Below are 16,518 nucleotides of genomic sequence, written 5' to 3' on the forward strand. Positions count from 1 at the left end.
GGATCGCCGCTGGTCTCAGCTTGAGCTCATAAACCCGCCGGGGGATGAATGGCGATGAATCAGCCGATTCTACACCGCTGGCGTCTGGAGGGAATGGCGCAAAGTGTTGTTCCAGTGCCGACGGGGTGTATGGGATGACGACCGGCGGGTTTAATCACCGCCGGTCTGCGCCACGGTATTGGCTTCAAGGTTTCTGGCGCGATGGCTGAGCCTGTTGTTGAGCACCAGCGCTGTCGCGCTCAGCAACACAAAGCTGTAGCCGAGCGTGGATTGCAGATTGGCTGGGCTGAGGCTGATCAACGCGCTGATAAGGCCGCCAGAAATAAAGATGATCGTACTGCCCGCCGAGGCCGACGTCCCGGCGTTCTCGGGAAACAGGCCCATGGCCCGAGAGGTGGCGGCGGGGCGGGCAATGGTGGTGCCTGCGGTGCAGATCAACATCGGGATCAACACAGTGGCTGGCGCCAGCGCGTGATTGGCTGCCAGGTACAGCATTGCCAGCCCCGACAGCAGTATCAGACTTAGCCCGGTGAAGACTTGCTGAGCAGGAGTGATCCGTCGATTGAGTACGGTGGCGAGGATGCCACCGATGACATAGGCCGCGCCGTAAACCAGCAGGATCAGTGAAAAGTCGTAGGGTTCGAGCTGCAATTGATCCATGAAAATCAGCGGCGAAATCACGATGAACGAGAAGTGACAGGCGAAAGCGAACGCTGAAATCAGCCAGTAGCCGACAAACTCGAAATCCCCCAGCACGCGGCGGTAGGACTGAATGAAACCGAGCCGTGTGCCGCTGTAGGCCGGACGGCTGTTTGGTAAAAACAGCCAGGCCTTGATCAGCACCGTGGCGGCCAGCGCGGTAAACACCCAGAAGCTGCCGCGCCAACCGAGTGAGGCCTGAAGAAAGGTGCCGGCCAGCGGCGACACCGAGATGAAGATGCCGGTAGCCGTGACCATCAGGATACGCAAACGGTCGCGTTCCTCACCTTCGAACAGATCCTGCACCAGCGCCTGGGACAGTACGAAACAGCCACATCCCAGGGCCTGCATCACCCGGAATATGAGAAATAGCGTGTAATCGGAGGTCATCACGCAACCGAGCGCACCCAGCATCGATACGCTCATGCCGGCGAGTAACAAGCCCTTGCGTCCGATCACGTCCGAGAGGGGGCCGATCAGGACCTGAGCAAACGCGATCCCCACGGCGAACAGACTGATGGACAGTGCGATGTCTGCCGGCGAACGGTGAAAATGCGTCGCCAGTGCCGGAAAGGAAGGCAGCAGCACATCCAGTGGAAATACACCCAGCAGCACCATGGCCAGCAACAGACTGACAGCGGCGCGACGCTGTCTTGTGGTTGCCACGGATTGTCCTTTATCCATCGATCAGTCCTGCCTTGGCGAAAAGCTTCTGGTTATGGGGAAGCGCGAAAAAACCGGCCTTTCGTAGTGCGTCCAGCGTGGCGATGGCGCCTGATCGTGCACGTGCCCGGTTGGCTTGCACCGTTGCCATGCCGCCGACAATTTCCATCACGTCACTGTCAGCGATGCCGGCTCCTCGCAAACTCTGTTGCAACCAGCGTTCGTCGGCCTCGAAAAAAATCCCGATGATTTCCAGCAGTGTCCTGCTCACGAACGTGCGCTGGCGGCTGTTCATCGACAGCCAGAAGTAATGGAACGCTTCGGCGAAATATCGACTGTGGCGGGCTTCGTCCGCCAGATGGTCACGCAGCATGTCGTTGACGCTGGACACCAGGCTGTCGCGGCATACGTCCAGCAGCTCACGGGCAATGATGGTTTCCGAGACGAAACCGAGCAGAAACCATGCCAGCGCCCGGTTCTTTTCCGGCGTGCGAGCAATCAGCGAGTTCAGGCGGGTGATGCGCTTCGGAATCGCCGGCCGTTCGGTGATTCCATAGAAATTGGCGATCTGCTCCGCGAGACGATTGGAAAACAGCGCGTGATAACCCTCGTCGGTGTAAAGCTGCAACGCGGCGTTTTTCATTACCGCAGGCACGTGAATGGGCAGTTCGCGGTGCACGATGACTTCCACGGCACGGTTGACGATGCGGTGTTCGAGCAGGGTGGTGTAATCGAGAAAGTGCACCAAGTGGTTGGCTGACAGTCGGTGCAACACGTCCCGCCCCGCCATCTGGATAGCCGGATGTGCCAGATAAGGTAGAAACGCCGGTGGAAACCAATGGCGGGTTTGCAGTTGCAGCGGCACATCGTCGGGCAATTGGTAGTCATGGGTACTGCTGCGTACCGAGGCACGGCTGTCCCAGTCTCCCAAGGTGAATTTGAGTGCCCAGGACACCGGCGCTTGATCCGGGTCGGCATTCGACAGGGTCATGCCTGCACCTCACGCAACAACTCGCGCATTTCGTGACACATCACTTGCCCGTCGCTTTGTCCGCAACCAACGAAGAACAGCGGTTGTTCAGCACTGCCCTCAAGCTTGAGCAGTGCTTCGACCTGCTGGTCGGCAAACGCGCCGGTCAACCAAGTGTTGAGGCCCAATGCCGTGGCGACCAGTTGAAAGGTCTGCGACAAGTGGCCCGCTTCAACGAAGGCCATCCGATAGGCCCGCGAGTGTTCGTACTTCCACCAGAGCCGGTCGAAACGGGCGGTGATAAACAAACCCAACGGCAGGTTGTTGATGAAATGCTGACCGCCGAGCAATTGGCCCAGCGCGGGCTCAGGCAATGGATTAACCCGGCTCAGGGTGTGGTCGGCCGGATGATAGGCATAGATGCCGGGTTCCAGGCCATCGACGTTCTGCACCAGCAGAAAGCCTTCGCAAGCGTTCAGACCGCCAGCGGAAGGACTGCTCCGGCGTGCGCCGAGCCCTTGGGCGATGCTGTCGTCGCGGTCATTGTCACGTTCCTGGAGATAGCCGAGGGCAAGATAGAGCAGGGTGCCGACGTCCTTCAGCGTTATCGCTGCACCTGTATAGGAGCGGCAGGTTTTGCGCTGGAGCAGAACATTTCCCAGACGGTCGTCATTCAACGCGCTCGGCGCAGGCAGGGCGATACGCTGCTCGGGTGCCGGCATTGGGCGGTTTGTCGCGGGCTGTGGGTTAGCCAGTACTTCGTTGCAGTGCGCCAGATATTGTCTGGACCACTCGTGAATATTCTGTGGGGTATGTTCGCAGGGAATATTTTGCGTGCCGATGTGATAAATCTTCGACAGCTCATCCCAACCCCATTGCGGACTGTCTATTGGGGAAATAGTTAGAATGCCTGCGCTTAATAGTTGTGTGTCTATTAAGTTGTGGGTGTCGAAAAGTTCCGGGTTGTGGATTAGTTGTGCGAGTCGATTGGCATAATTAAGATCAAGTTCGTGCTGTGTGTGGTTTTTATAGTTCCACACGATTTGCCCGGGTGAGCGCGGCAAGATAAATAAGTAAGGGTTGATGTGCATGTCTGTCGATTCACTCTGGAGAAAGTCAAAAGGACGCCGGGTTGCCGGCACTTCCCAGCGTCCAGACTCACTTAACGGGCTTTAGGGGCAACCAGAAAAGCCAGGTTTGCGATTTTTTTACTTTCCAGAGAAATACGTTTCATGATGTGAACTCCTTGTTCGTTGATAGTTGAAGTCACCTCGTGGTGACGACTTCATAATAGTTTGTAATGGATTATTGGCAAGAGGATATTAAGTAGGAAATTTCCAGTAATTTTGTCGGAGCAGTCTTTAGCCGGAAATAAACTTGTAGGGGAAGTTTCGGTAATAAAAAGATGTAAGGAAATGTCCTGCATGTCTGCGGGAATATAATTGTAGGAACTCGAGGGAGATAGCGAAGGGAAGGGTGATGCCTGAGATAAAAACGGGGAGCCTGCTGGCTCCCCGATGTCCGCATGGATCAGCTGTTGGGCAGCAATCGGCAGGTGATGCTCTTGATGTAGCGCGTTTCGGCGATGGCAGGGTGCACCGGGTGATCCGGACCCTGGCCGCCACGCTCGAGCAACTGGATGTTGCGATCCAGGTGACGCGCGCTGGTCAGCAGGATGTTCTGCAGGTCATCTTCCGGCAGGTGCATCGAGCACGATGCGCTGACCAGGATGCCGTCCTTGTTGAGCAGGCGCATGGCTTGCTCGTTCAGGCGACGGTAGGCGCCTTCGCCGTTTTTCATGTCTTTCTTGCGTTTGATGAACGCTGGCGGGTCGGCCACGATCACGTCGAAACGTTCTTCGCTGGCTTTCAGTTCTTTCAGGGCTTCGAAGACGTCGCCTTCGATGCAGGTCATCTTGTCGGCGAAGCCGTTCAGCGCAGCGTTGCGCTCAACACCGTCGAGGGCGAAAGCCGAGGCATCGACGCAGAACACTTCGCTGGCGCCGAACGCCGCAGCCTGCACGCCCCAGCCACCGATGTAGCTATAGAGGTCGAGGACGCGTTTGCCTTTGGCGTAAGGGGCCAGGCGGGCGCGGTTCATGCGGTGGTCGTAGAACCAGCCGGTTTTCTGACCCTGAATCACCGGGGCTTCGAACTTCACGCCGTTCTCTTCCAGCGCCACCCACTCCGGCACCAGGCCGAACACGGTTTCGACGTAGCGGTTGAGGCCTTCAGCATCACGGGCAGCTGAGTCGTTCTTGAACAGGATACCGCTTGGCTTGAGCACTTGGGTCAGGGCCGCGATCACGTCATCTTTATGCGCTTCCATGGTCGCCGAGGCGATCTGCACCACAAGAATGTCGCCGAAACGGTCAACGACCAGGCCTGGCAACAGGTCGGAATCACCGTAGACCAGACGGTAGAACGGTTTGTCGAACAGGCGCTCGCGCAGCGACAAGGCCACGTTCAGACGGTGCACCAGCAGCGATTTGTCCAGCGCAACTTTGGTGTCGCGCGACAGCAGGCGGGCGCAGATCAGGTTGTTCGGGCTCATCGCCACGATGCCCAGCGGCTTGCCGCCGGCGGCTTCGAGGAGGGCTTGATCGCCGGCCTGGAAGCCGTGCAATGGGGTGGCGGCCACATCGATTTCGTTGCTGTAGACCCACAAGTGACCGGCGCGCAGGCGACGGTCGGCGTTGGCTTTGAGGCGCAAGCTAGGCAGGGACATGACGTCGCTCCGGAAAAAAGAGCGGGAGTATAGCGTGTTGCGACTTGTGCCGGGTTTGGAGTGCGATGAAACGCTAATGGCCTTTTCGCGAGCAGGCTCGCTCCCACAGGGGATTTGTGGCGGACACAAGATCAGTGTGGGAGCGACGGTGCGACGATTCGACTTGCTCGCGAAGGCGGTTTTGACTTCTACGCAGACAGTGCGTCGATCAGCTCTTTGTTGAACGCCGGAATATCATCAGGCTGACGGCTGCTGATCAGGTGACCATCCTTGACCACTTCTTTATCGACCCAATTGGCCCCGGCATTCACCAGGTCATCCTTGAGCGTCTTGTAACTGGTCATGGTCTTGCCGTTGACCAGCCCCGCCGAGATCAGCAGCCAGCCACCATGGCAGATCACCGCAATCGGTTTGCCGGCCGAGGCGCCGGTCTTGACCAGATGCTGGGCATCCTGATCGATGCGGATGGTGTCGGAGTTCTGCACGCCGCCCGGCAGGACGATTGCGTCGTACTGCTCGCTGCTGGCGCTCTGGAATGTCTGGTCGACCTTGAAGTCGTCCGCCGGTTTGTCGTGGTTCCAGCCTTTGACCTTGCCGGCCTCGGCGGAAAGGATGTCGACTTGCGCGCCGGCTTGCTCCAATGCCTGCTTGGGACCGGTCAGTTCGACCTGTTCGAAACCGTCTGTTACCAAAATGGCGACGCGTTTGCCGTTGAGGGAGGTGGCCATCGATAAGCTCCTGAGTCTGTGGGAGTTTGCCGCCGTAATGGACCGGAGTGATCCGTTGGGCATTACAGATTCCGAAGCCGTGGCCTGAATGAAAGTTCCTGACAATTGCCCACTGGTGTGTCGTCGTGCGGTTTTTAGAGGTTAGAATCGCCGCCTGTCCCAGAGTGTGTACTTATGTCCCAAGAGCTGACCACCGAACAGATTCAACAATCGCTGCAAGGCATCAGTGTGCCGGCGCAACCGCAGATCATGGTGGATCTGCAAATGGAGCAGTACATGCCCGACCCGGACCTGGAGGTGATCGCCAAGCTGATCTCCCAGGATCCCGGCCTGTCCGGTTCGCTGCTGAAAATCGTCAACTCGCCGTATTACGGCCTGAGCAACAAGATCACTTCGATCCAGCGTGCGGTGAACCTGCTGGGCAGCCGTTCGATCATCAACCTGATCAACGCGCAGTCGATCAAGGGCGAGATGAATGACGACACCATCGTTACGCTCAACCGTTTCTGGGACACTGCCCAGGATGTGGCGATGACGTGCCTGACGCTGGCCAAGCGTATTGGCACTCAGGCGGGCGATGAGGCTTACGCCTTGGGCCTGTTCCACGATTGCGGCGTACCTTTGATGTTGCAGCGCTTCCCCAATTACATGACGGTTCTGGAAAAGGCTTACGCCAACGCCAGCGCCGAATGTCGCGTAGTGGACACTGAAAACAGCGAGTTCAATACCAACCATGCAGTGGTGGGTTACTACACGGCCAAGTCCTGGCGTCTGCCGGAGCATGTCAGCGCGGCCATCGCCAATCACCACAACGCCCTGGCGATTTTCAGCGATGAGACGTCACGCAACAGTCAGCTGAAAAACCTGCTGGCGATCCTGAAAATGGCCGAGCATATCTGCGCGTCGTATCGCGTGCTGGGCAACCAGACCGAAGATTTCGAATGGAACGCCGTCGGGCCGTTGGTACTCGATTACGTAGGGCTGTCGGATTACGACTTCGAAACCCTCAAACAAACGATCCGCGACCTCGGCGCGCATTGATTCGAGGACGCTATGCCTGAACTGCCGGAAGTCGAAACCACTCGTCGCGGGATTGCCCCGCACCTGGAAGGCCAGCGTGTCAGCCGGGTGATCGTGCGGGACCGGCGGTTGCGCTGGCCGATCCCCGAAGACCTCGATGTGCGTCTGTCGGGGCAGCGAATCGTGCTGGTCGAACGACGGGCCAAGTACCTGTTGATCAATGCCGAGGTTGGTACGCTGATCAGCCACTTGGGCATGTCGGGCAATTTGCGTCTGGTCGAAGTCGGTTTGCCGGCGCTCAAGCATGAACACGTCGATATTGAACTGGAGTCGGGGCTGGCGCTGCGCTACACCGATCCGCGACGGTTCGGCGCGATGTTGTGGAGCAATGATCCGCTCAATCATGAATTGCTGATTCGTCTCGGCCCGGAGCCACTGACCGATCTGTTCGATGGCGAGCGTTTGTTTCAGCTGTCGCGCGGGCGTTCGATGGCGGTCAAACCGTTCATCATGGACAACGCGGTGGTGGTCGGGGTCGGCAATATTTATGCGACCGAAGCGCTGTTCGCTGCCGGGATTGATCCGCGTCGTGAAGCCGGGGGCATTTCCCGGGGGCGCTATCTGAAGCTGGCCATCGAGATCAAACGCATTCTAGCCGCTGCCATTGAGCGTGGCGGGACGACGTTGCGCGATTTCATCGGCGGTGACGGTCAGCCGGGCTATTTCCAACAGGAACTGTTTGTCTATGGCCGTGGCGGTGAACACTGCAAGGTCTGTGGCACCGGCTTGCGTGAAGTGAAGCTGGGCCAGCGTGCCAGTGTGTTCTGCCCGCGCTGCCAGAGCTGAGGCAAACGGCTGAAAAAGTCCTACGGTCTATAGTGAGTTGTCTCACTGTTAAGCCCGAAGGATCGTGCCATGAAATCCTTGCAAGTCCTCTTTGTTACGCTGCTGCTGTGTTCCAGTCTGGCTGTTCAAGCCGCGGAAAATGGCAGTGGCGATCCGCGTTACACCATCCAGAATCCACCGGCCTACGCGATGATCGGCGATTTGCTGATTGCCCGACCTTTATTGGTGGTGGCGACGGTGATTGGTGCGGGGGCGTTTGTCGTGTCGTTGCCGTTTACCGCACTGGGTGGCGGGGTGGGCGATGCGGGGCAGGCGTTGGTGGTGGATCCGGCGAAAGCCGCTTTTGTGCGGTGCCTGGGGTGTATCGGGGAGGGGTTTGAGCAGCGCGAGTAAGCTGATCAGGGATTTCCTGTGTGGCTGACGGCCTCATCGCGAGCATGCTCACTCCTACAGTTGAAATGCGTTCCAATGTAGGAGTGAGCCTGCTCGCGATGGCGTCTGTACAGGCACTGGAAGACTCAAGTCTTGCCGGTAATCTTGCGGTATTTCTCCATCAACTGTTCTTCAGTCTCCGGATGCGCTTCGTCCAGTGGAATGCAATCCACCGGGCAAACCTGTTGGCATTGCGGTTCGTCGTAGTGGCCGACGCACTGGGTGCACAGGTTCGGGTCGATCACATAGATCTCTTCGCCTTGGGAGATGGCGGCGTTCGGGCACTCGGGTTCGCAGACGTCGCAGTTGATGCAATCGTCGGTGATGATCAGGGACATGCTAACTCCAGCCCGGGCGGCAGGCCCGGGCGCTATAAATCAATGCGCGCAATTGTGCCGCATTGGCGCGCGCAGTGCACGCTGCTGCGATCAAGGGCTGTAATCAACAGCCAGGATCGCAGCCCGAGCCTTCGGCAGCGCCTACTTTTTGAAGCGCAGGGTCAGCGCATCGGCCACAGCGGGGTGGACGAACTTGCTGATATCGCCACCCAACGCGGCAATTTCCCGCACCAGCGTCGAGGAAATGAACGAATAACGCTCGGACGGGGTGAGAAACAGACTCTCCACATCCGGAGCCAACTGGCGATTCATGTTGGCCAGCTGGAATTCGTATTCGAAGTCCGACACCGCGCGCAAACCACGCAGGAACACATTGGCGTTCTGCTCTTTGGCGAAATGCGCCAGCAGCGTCGAGAAGCCGACCACTTCCACGTTCGGCAGGTGTTTGGTGACCTCGCGAGCCAGTTCGACCCGTTGTTCCAGCGGGAACAGCGGGTTCTTTTTCGGGCTGGCAGCAACCGCAATGATCACGTGGTCGAACAGGCGCGAGGCGCGTTCGACCAGATCGCCATGGCCCTTGGTAATAGGGTCGAAGGTACCTGGGTACAACACTCGGTTCATCGCGTCGTCCTGGCGGGAGTCCGTTGGGGAGTCGGATGGTATCGCAGCCGTCCCGGTCGGCCAAGTCGCCTGTTGGGTAAGAAAGCACTATAGACGATGGCAATAATCGGTTTTTTCACGGGTTTCTCAGCCGATCGGCGAGGGATGTTGCCAGTTGCGCGGTCAGGCCATACACCGACAGCTGCGGGTTGGCGCCGATGCTGGTGGGGAACAGTGAGCCGTCATGGATCGACAGATTAGCCAGTTGATGATGCCGGCCGAGACTGTCGGTGACCGCGCTTTTCGGATCTTCGCCCATCGCGCAGCCGCCCATGACGTGAGCGCTGCCCAACCGAGTGCGGTACAGCTCAAGGCTCAAACCATCGATCAGCGTGCGCGCTTCGGCAAAGGTTTTCGCGTATCGGGCGTCGGCGTGCATCGGCATTACCGATTTCGCACCGCCGGCGAACTGGATTTCGGCCATGACATGAAAGGCCCGGCGCAGGCCGTCCCAGGCGTAGGGCGAAACCTGATAGTCGAGCACCGGCGAACCATCGCCCCGTAATTCGACTGCGCCACCCGTGCTGTCCGGGTGAAAACCGTCGCGCAGCAACGCCAGCATGGCGTGGGTGTGCGGCAGGTCCGCCATGTGTTGCGCACTCTCCTCGCCAAAGCCGCCGAGCAGGGTGGCCGCCAGTGCCGGATGCAACGGTGGTACTTCAAGTTTGAAAGCCATCGGCCCGGTGGTGCCGTCCTTCCATTGGAAATGGTCGGAATAGATCGACTGCGGCGCCCCGTAGAACGGGTTGATGACTTCGTCGAAACGCGCGGCGGACATGTTCACCGGGTGCAGGAAGGTGCGTTTCCCGAGGTTTTTATGCGGATCCGGGGCATCCGAACGCAGCAACAGCGCCGGGCTGTTGATACCGCCGCCAGCCAATACGTAATGCCGCGCCTTGACCGTGATACTACGCCCGGTCTGCTCGACGCAGCGCTCATCCATCGCCACGCATTGCAGGCCGGTGACCTTGTCGCCGCTGATCAGCAGTTTCTCCGCTCGGGCCAGATAAAGCAGCTCGCCGCCCTTTTCCAGCGTCGCCGGAATGGTCGTGACCATCATTGATTGCTTGGCGTTGGTCGGGCAGCCCATGCCGCAGTAACCAAGGTTCCAGCAGCCGCGCACATTGCGCGGGATCACGTGCCAGCTGTAGCCGAGTTGCTCACAGCCTTTGCGGATCACGTCGTTGTTGGCATTGGGCGGGACCATCCACGGCGCTACGCCGAGGCGCTGTTCCATTTTCTCGAACCACGGCGCCATCTCGGTGGGGCTATGGCCTTTGACGTTGTGTTCTTTGGCCCAGTGTTCGAGGGTCGGCTCCGGCGTGCGAAAGCTCGAGGTCCAGTTGATCAGCGTCGTACCGCCAACCGCGCGACCCTGGAGGATGGTGATCGCGCCGTCCTTGCTCATGCGGCCGATGCCCTCCTGATAGAGGCTGCTGTAGGCCTGGTCTTCGAGCATTTTGAAATCTGAACTGGTTTTCAGCGGGCCTTCTTCGATCAGCAGGACTTTGTAGCCGGCAGCGCTGAGGATTTCCGCAGTGGTGCCGCCACCGGCGCCGCTGCCGATGATCGCCACGTCGGCTTCAAGGGTGAGGTCGTCGCTCAGTTGTGCGCCGTTGTAGGTTTTCCAGCCTCGGGCGAGGCCTTCGCGGAACGGGTCGGGTACGGGCATCGATCAGGTTCTCTTGTTTTTGTTGTTCTGGCGGGCCTCATCGCGAGCAGGCTCACTCCTACATTTGGAATGCAACCCCCTGTAGGAGTGAGCCTGCTCGCGATAGGTGCGACTCGGTCTCAGACCGAAGGCGGCCCTGGATAGCCGCAATGCGCCCACGATTCTGCGCGGGTATACCAGGCCATCATCACCATCTGCTGCAACGAGCTATGCCCCATGCGTAACAGACTCAACGAGCTGTTTTCCCAGCGATCAAGGAAATGCCGCATCGCCTCGGCACTGGCGTTTTCCCAACTGCCCCAGATCCCGGTGAGTGGCCCGCGCGTCACCGTCATGCCGAGCACGTCGAACAACTGCCGGATGAGTTTGAGCATTTCCGGCGACAGGTGATCGAGGCTGTAGTCCAGCGACTTGAGCGTGCCTTCAACAGCGACCGGCATTTTCTCGGCCGCCAAGGCGCCGTCGAGCATCACCGGAATCAGCGCACGAAGAAACAGCAGGTCGCCGTCGCGCAGCGAGACAAAACCGTTGGCCGCGACGCTCGACGAGCAGCCGCTAAGGCTGGCGCCGAGTCCGGCGGTGGCGAGGAACGCCGTAGCGCCGAGGCTGAATTTCAGCAGGCCACGGCGTGACAGTGCAGGTGTTTCGGTCAGGCTTGGGTGCATTATTTTTATTACCCGGCGGTGACGAAGGTTTAGCGAATGAACAGCTTCTGGATCAGTTTCTGAATCGATTTGCCGTAGGGCGGATAAATCAGCCTGGCCGCGTTGAACCGCTGTTTGATCAGCACGCCTTTGGCTTTGCTGAAGGTCAAAAAGCCTTCGTGACCGTGGTAGTGGCCCATGCCGGAAGCACCGATGCCGCCGAACGGCATGTCGTCCTGAGCCACATGCAGCAACGTGTCGTTCAGGCACACGCCGCCGGAATGGGTTTCGTGCAGCACACGGTTCTGTTCGCGTTTGTCGTAGCCAAAGTAGTAAAGAGCCAGAGGACGTGGCCGCTGATTGATGTAAGCGAATGCCTGCTCCAGATCCTGATACGGCACGATCGGCAGCAGCGGCCCGAAGATTTCGTCCTGCATCACCGTCATCTCGTCGCTGACATTCAGCAGCACGCTGTGCGGCATGCGCCGGCCCTGGCCCTGCTCGAACAGCGGAATCAACAGCGCACCCTTGCTGGTGGCGTCGCTGACGTAGCCGTTGAGCCGTGCCAATTGGCGTTCGTTGATGATCGCCGTGTAGTCCGGATTGTCAGTGAGTGTCGGATAGAAACCCTGCACGGCCTGGCGATAGGCTTCGACAAAAGCACCGACCCGGTCTTCCGGCACCAGCACGTAATCCGGGGCAACGCAGGTCTGGCCGGCGTTGAGGGTTTTACCGAAGGCGATGCGCTCGGCAGCATCCTTGAGCGGCACATCGTGGGAGACGATAGCCGGCGACTTGCCGCCCAGTTCCAGGGTGACCGGGGTCAGGTTTTCGGCGGCGGCGCGCATCACGTGTTTGCCGATGCTGGTGGCGCCGGTAAACAGCAAGTGGTCGAAGCGCAAGCGCGAGAACGCCACGCCGATGTCGGCTTCACCGAGCACCACGCAGACCAGGTCTTCGGGGAAAATTCTCGCCAGCAACTCTTTCATCAACAAGCCGGTGGCCGGGGTCGATTCACTGAGTTTGAGCATCACCCGGTTACCCGCTGCCAGGGCGCCGACCAGCGGGCCGACGGCCAGATACAGCGGGTAATTCCACGGCACGATGACGCCGACTACGCCCAGAGGCTGATACACCACTTTTGCCGACGCTGGCTGGAACGCGATACCTACCTTGCGCCGCGAGGCTTTCATCCAGCCTTTGAGATGACGGCTGGCGTAATGAATGCCGTGCAGGCTTGGCATCAGCTCGGCGAGCAGGGTTTCATCGGCGCTGCGATGGCTGAAATCGGAGCTGATTGCCTCGATCAATGCCTGACGCTCGTTGCTCAGCAAATCACTCAGCGCCTTGAGCCATTGCTGGCGTTGGGCGGCGGGTGGCATCGGGTTCGCGGCATACGCAGCCCGCTGCGCCTCGAACAACCGGTCCAGCTCGGCCAGCGGTTGTTGCAGCGTTTGCAGGTAGGCAATGTCGGCAGTCATGGTCTGCTCCGGATTTATTGTAATGATGAACTTTTTAGAGTCTATGCTCTAGAAAGTCAAATGACTTCCTTGCACAGCATTGTTTTATCCATTTCCGGTTAGGTCGTAAGATGCCCCCCAACGCACTCTGAATTAAAGCTCAAGCCATGGCCCCACGAATAAAAACCAGCGAGCGTATCGTGCTGAACAGCCTTGAGCTGTTCAATCAACAGGGCGAGCGCAGCATCAGCACCAATCACATTGCCGCCCACATGGAGATTTCTCCCGGCAATCTGTACTACCACTTCCCCAACAAGCAGGCGATCATCGCCGTGTTGTTCAGTGAGTACGAAAGCCTCGTGGACAGCTTTCTGCGTCCGCCGCAGGGGCGTGCGGCGACGGTCGAGGACAAGCGTTTCTATCTCAAGGAATTGCTCTCGGCGATGTGGCGCTACCGCTTTCTGCACCGCGATCTGGAGCATCTGCTCGACAGCGATCCGGAACTGGCCGCCCGCTATCGGCGCTTCTCGCAACGCTGTGTGATTCAGGGCGCGGCGATCTACGAAGGTTTTGTCGCCGCCGGGATTCTCGATATGGACCGCGTGCAAATCGAATCCCTGACCCTCAATGCCTGGATCATCCTGACGTCGTGGGTGCGCTTCCTGTGCACCACCCGCGAGAATTCCAACCACCTCAGTGAACAAGCCATTAAACGTGGCGTGTATCAGGTGCTGGTGCTGGAAGCCGGGTTTGTCACCGAGCAGGCGCGAGACGAGGTCAATGCGTTGTTCGAGGAGTTCTACGTGCCGCTGGCCCAGGCCCTCGAAGACGTGAAATAAACCGTTCTGTTGAAATCCCCCAGGAGCCTGTTATGCCGATTGCGCAACTGATCAGCCCCGAAGCACTGGATGCCCGCAGGGCGCAGCCGGGACTGGTGATTCTCGATTGTCGTTTTGCCCTCGAAGACCCGGACTACGGCCAGCGCAGCTATGCCGAAGGGCACATTGCCGGGGCGAGCTTCGCCGATCTTGAGCGTGACCTCAGCGGTAAAGTGGTGAAAGGCGTGACTGGCCGTCATCCGTTGCCCGAGCCGGCGGCGTTGATCGAGCGGCTGCAGACCTGGGGCATCAACAACGACAGCGATGTGATTTTGTACGATGACGGTCCCGGTGCCTACGCGGCGCGGGCGTGGTGGTTGCTGGCGTGGCTGGGCAAGCGCGATGGCGTGTTCATTCTCGATGGCGGGCTCAAGGCGTGGCATGCGGCGGGGCTGCCGCTGAGCCTGGATGCGCCGACGGTCAGTCGCGGTAGTTTCAGTGGTCAGGCGGATATGAGCCTGCTGATCAGCGCCGAAAAATTGCAAAAGCGTCTTGGCCAACCTGCGTTGACCTTGATTGATGCTCGGGCTTTGCCGCGATTCAAGGGGGAGGTCGAACCAATTGATCCGATTGCCGGACATATTCCCGGCGCGCAATGCGCGGCGTTCACCGACAACCTCGGCAACGATGGGCGATTCCTGCCGGCGGATCAGCTCAAACAACGTTTTGCCGCCAAGCTCGGCGAGCGCTCGCCAGCGGATCTGGTGGCGTATTGCGGTTCCGGCGTGACGGCGTGTCACAACCTGTTTGCGTTGTGCCTGGCGGGTTATCCGTTGGGGTCGTTGTACGCTGGATCATGGAGCGAGTGGATCAACGAGCCTTCGCGCGGTATCGCCACCGGCGAATAAGATCAAAAGATCGTAGCCTTCGGCGGCTCCTGCATTGGAATGCATTTCCCTGTAGGAGCTGCCGAAGGCTGCGATCTTTTAGCTTTCCATCCGGGCGCTACGGTAGGCGGCGGGCCCGACGCCATAAGCCTGCTTGAACTGCCGGCTCAAATGGCTCTGGTCGGCAAACCCCAATTGTGTGGCGACCTCCACCGGCAGGCAGCCGTGCTGCAGAAGTGCGCGGGCCTGGGCGATACGTTGCTGCATCAGCCAGGTGTGCGGCGGCATACCAGTAGCGCGGCGAAACACTCGGGCGAAATGGAACGGCGACAGATTGACCGCCGCCGCGAGCTCTTCCAGTGACGGTGGCGCCGCCAGTTGTGCGTGCAGCAATTCTTTGCCCAACAGCACTGCGCGGTGTTCCTTGCCGGCTCGACCGGGCACCGGCACCGCCGCATGGCGCTGCAACAGCAGCAACATCATCTCGCGCCACACCGTTTGCTGTTGCAGCGCGGTCGCTGGGCTTTCCAGCAAGCGGTGCAATTGCGCAAAGCCGTTGACCAGATCCGCATCGCGATACAGCGTGGCGCCGAACGCCGGCAGACTCGTGGTGGACAGCTCCAGCTCATCCAGCAACGAAACGATCTGTGAAGTATCGGGATAAAACGCCCGATACAGCCAGCCGTCCTCAGTGCCTTTGTGCCCGGTGTGCAATTCGTCCGGATTGATCAACACCAGCGTGCCGCTGCCAGCCAGATGCTCGGCGCCGCGATAGCGATAACGCTGGGCACCGGCCATGATCATGCCGATCACGAATCCGTCGTGCACATGCGGGGCGAAGCGATGCTCGATGTAGCGCGCCGACAACAACTCGACCCCGGCCAGCGGCGCGGTTTGCCAGAAGCGGATCGACTCGCCCTGATCGCTCATGCGGGCACGCTGGCCAGCCACTGCGGGATGCGTCGTTCCAGGTAATAACCAGGCTGACGTAGCGAGCCGTCGACAAAGCCGACATGCCCGCCGCGTGCCTGCAATTCGAAAGCGGTCGACGCCGACAGCTCACTGGCCTGCGGCAAACTGTGCGGGAACACGAACGGATCGTCCGCCGCCTGAATGATCAGGGTCGGCGTGCGGATCTCACCGAGGAAGTAGCGGCTTGAAGCGCGGCGATAGTAATCCTCGGCATCATTGAAACCGTGCAACGGCGCGGTCACCCGGCCATCGAAATCCCAGAACGTGCGCATGTTTTCCAGCGAGCCGAGGGCTGCCAGCGCGGCGAGTCCGTCTTCGCGACCGTCGTGCTGAAACTGCCGTTGCTTGTTCTTGATGTAAGCGACCATCTCGCGCATGAAGTGCGCCTGATAGACCTTGGAAAATCCCTGGCCGATGCGGTCGGCGCATTGGTCGAGGCGAAACGGCACCGACACTGCGACTGCACCGAGCACACCGCTGGCGCTGCCGGTTTCCCCAAGATGTTTGAGCAGCACGTTGCCGCCCAGGGAGTAGCCGACGGCATACAACGGTGCCAATGGTCGTTTGGCGCGCAGGTGCTTGATAGTCTCGGCGAGGTCTTCGCTGGCGCCGGAGTGATAACTGCGCGGGAGCAGATTCGGTTCACCGGAACAGCCACGCCAGTTCAGCGCCACGCTGGCCCAGCCTTGATCGGCCAGCGCCTTCTGGATACCGGCGACGTAAGGCGAATTGGAGGAGCCGGTCAGGCCGTGCAGTACCAACACCAGGGGCGCATCGGCGGTGTGCGGGCCGTGCCAGTCGAGGTCGAGGAAGTCGCCATCCTCGAGCCACAGGCGTTCACGTTCACGCTCGATATGTACGGTTTTGCGCCACAGCGGCCCCCACAAGGTTTGCAGGTGCGGATTGCCGAGGCCGAGGGCGGGGGTGAAGCGTTCTGAAGAGGTGGACACGATGATTCTCGATGCAGAGCGGCGACCCTGTT

17 protein-coding genes are annotated in these 16,518 nt (G+C 59.6%); 5 read left to right on the plus strand and 12 right to left on the minus strand.

Features of this window, described 5'->3' with window-relative positions:
- Positions 1-150: 150 nt before the first annotated feature.
- The 5 genes from ACM6IN_RS17880 to ACM6IN_RS17900 form a co-directional block, all read right to left on the minus strand.
- Complete coding sequence (locus ACM6IN_RS17880; protein WP_414916452.1) at positions 151-1,383, minus strand: multidrug effflux MFS transporter; 1,233 nt, start codon at positions 1,381-1,383, stop codon at positions 151-153.
- A complete protein-coding gene (locus ACM6IN_RS17885; protein ID WP_007913571.1) occupies positions 1,376-2,353 on the minus strand; it encodes a diiron oxygenase in 978 nt (325 codons plus the stop codon). The genes ACM6IN_RS17880 and ACM6IN_RS17885 overlap by 8 nt, the downstream gene beginning before the upstream one ends.
- Positions 2,350-3,423, minus strand: a complete 1,074-nt coding sequence (locus ACM6IN_RS17890; protein WP_007913575.1) for a SagB family peptide dehydrogenase — start codon at positions 3,421-3,423, stop codon at positions 2,350-2,352. The genes ACM6IN_RS17885 and ACM6IN_RS17890 overlap by 4 nt, the downstream gene beginning before the upstream one ends.
- A 439-nt stretch (positions 3,424-3,862) precedes the next feature.
- Complete coding sequence (locus ACM6IN_RS17895; protein ID WP_414916453.1) at positions 3,863-5,059, minus strand: class I SAM-dependent rRNA methyltransferase; 1,197 nt, start codon at positions 5,057-5,059, stop codon at positions 3,863-3,865.
- A 188-nt stretch (positions 5,060-5,247) separates the two neighbouring features.
- Positions 5,248-5,787, minus strand: coding sequence for a type 1 glutamine amidotransferase domain-containing protein (locus tag ACM6IN_RS17900; protein ID WP_007913579.1), 540 nt, complete (start codon positions 5,785-5,787; stop codon positions 5,248-5,250).
- 228 nt (positions 5,788-6,015) lie between these two features.
- Here ACM6IN_RS17900 and ACM6IN_RS17905 point away from each other — a divergent pair, with 228 nt between their 5' ends.
- The 3 genes from ACM6IN_RS17905 (at position 6,016) to ACM6IN_RS17915 (ending at position 8,046) form a co-directional block, all read left to right on the plus strand.
- Positions 6,016-6,828 (plus strand): HDOD domain-containing protein, encoded by an 813-nt coding sequence (locus tag ACM6IN_RS17905; protein WP_162131202.1) that lies wholly within the window; start codon positions 6,016-6,018, stop codon positions 6,826-6,828.
- 12 nt (positions 6,829-6,840) lie between these two features.
- On the plus strand, positions 6,841-7,653 hold the full coding sequence (mutM, locus tag ACM6IN_RS17910) for a bifunctional DNA-formamidopyrimidine glycosylase/DNA-(apurinic or apyrimidinic site) lyase (RefSeq protein WP_007913582.1): 813 nt from the start codon (positions 6,841-6,843) through the stop codon (positions 7,651-7,653).
- Between the two features lie 69 nt (positions 7,654-7,722).
- Positions 7,723-8,046 carry a hypothetical protein gene (locus ACM6IN_RS17915; protein ID WP_007913584.1) on the plus strand — a complete coding sequence of 108 codons (324 nt, stop codon included), beginning with the start codon at positions 7,723-7,725 and terminating at the stop codon, positions 8,044-8,046.
- A 125-nt stretch (positions 8,047-8,171) separates the two neighbouring features.
- Here the strand turns inward: ACM6IN_RS17915 and ACM6IN_RS17920 are convergent, their stop codons facing one another.
- The 5 genes from ACM6IN_RS17920 to ACM6IN_RS17940 form a co-directional block, all read right to left on the minus strand.
- A complete protein-coding gene (locus ACM6IN_RS17920; protein ID WP_252884975.1) occupies positions 8,172-8,423 on the minus strand; it encodes a YfhL family 4Fe-4S dicluster ferredoxin in 252 nt (83 codons plus the stop codon).
- 141 nt (positions 8,424-8,564) lie between these two features.
- The gene (gene coaD / locus ACM6IN_RS17925; protein ID WP_003229157.1) at positions 8,565-9,044 is read right to left on the minus strand and encodes a pantetheine-phosphate adenylyltransferase; all 480 of its coding nucleotides are present in this window, start codon (positions 9,042-9,044) and stop codon (positions 8,565-8,567) included.
- A 115-nt stretch (positions 9,045-9,159) separates the two neighbouring features.
- Positions 9,160-10,755, minus strand: coding sequence for a GMC family oxidoreductase N-terminal domain-containing protein (locus ACM6IN_RS17930; RefSeq protein ID WP_414916454.1), 1,596 nt, complete (start codon positions 10,753-10,755; stop codon positions 9,160-9,162).
- 119 nt (positions 10,756-10,874) lie between these two features.
- Positions 10,875-11,420 (minus strand): twin-arginine translocation pathway signal protein, encoded by a 546-nt coding sequence (locus tag ACM6IN_RS17935; protein WP_414916455.1) that lies wholly within the window; start codon positions 11,418-11,420, stop codon positions 10,875-10,877.
- Between the two features lie 29 nt (positions 11,421-11,449).
- Complete coding sequence (locus ACM6IN_RS17940; RefSeq protein WP_095112803.1) at positions 11,450-12,880, minus strand: coniferyl aldehyde dehydrogenase; 1,431 nt, start codon at positions 12,878-12,880, stop codon at positions 11,450-11,452.
- 146 nt (positions 12,881-13,026) lie between these two features.
- Between ACM6IN_RS17940 and ACM6IN_RS17945 the strand changes: the two genes are divergently transcribed.
- Positions 13,027-13,698, plus strand: coding sequence for a TetR/AcrR family transcriptional regulator (locus ACM6IN_RS17945; RefSeq protein ID WP_007913599.1), 672 nt, complete (start codon positions 13,027-13,029; stop codon positions 13,696-13,698).
- 32 nt (positions 13,699-13,730) lie between these two features.
- The gene (locus ACM6IN_RS17950) at positions 13,731-14,585 is read left to right on the plus strand and encodes a sulfurtransferase (RefSeq protein ID WP_095112802.1); all 855 of its coding nucleotides are present in this window, start codon (positions 13,731-13,733) and stop codon (positions 14,583-14,585) included.
- Between the two features lie 78 nt (positions 14,586-14,663).
- On the opposite strand, the gene ACM6IN_RS17955 is transcribed toward ACM6IN_RS17950, so the two are convergent.
- Together ACM6IN_RS17955 and ACM6IN_RS17960 are read right to left on the minus strand one after the other, a co-directional pair.
- A complete protein-coding gene (locus tag ACM6IN_RS17955; protein WP_414893054.1) occupies positions 14,664-15,494 on the minus strand; it encodes an AraC family ligand binding domain-containing protein in 831 nt (276 codons plus the stop codon).
- The gene (locus ACM6IN_RS17960) at positions 15,491-16,486 is read right to left on the minus strand and encodes a hydrolase (protein WP_007913606.1); all 996 of its coding nucleotides are present in this window, start codon (positions 16,484-16,486) and stop codon (positions 15,491-15,493) included. Before ACM6IN_RS17960 ends, ACM6IN_RS17955 begins: the two co-directional genes overlap by 4 nt.
- Between the last annotated feature and the right edge of the window lie 32 nt (positions 16,487-16,518).

Origin of the sequence: Pseudomonas sp. IT-P395, from assembly GCF_949767675.1 — a bacterium.
Taxonomy (GTDB): domain Bacteria; phylum Pseudomonadota; class Gammaproteobacteria; order Pseudomonadales; family Pseudomonadaceae; genus Aquipseudomonas.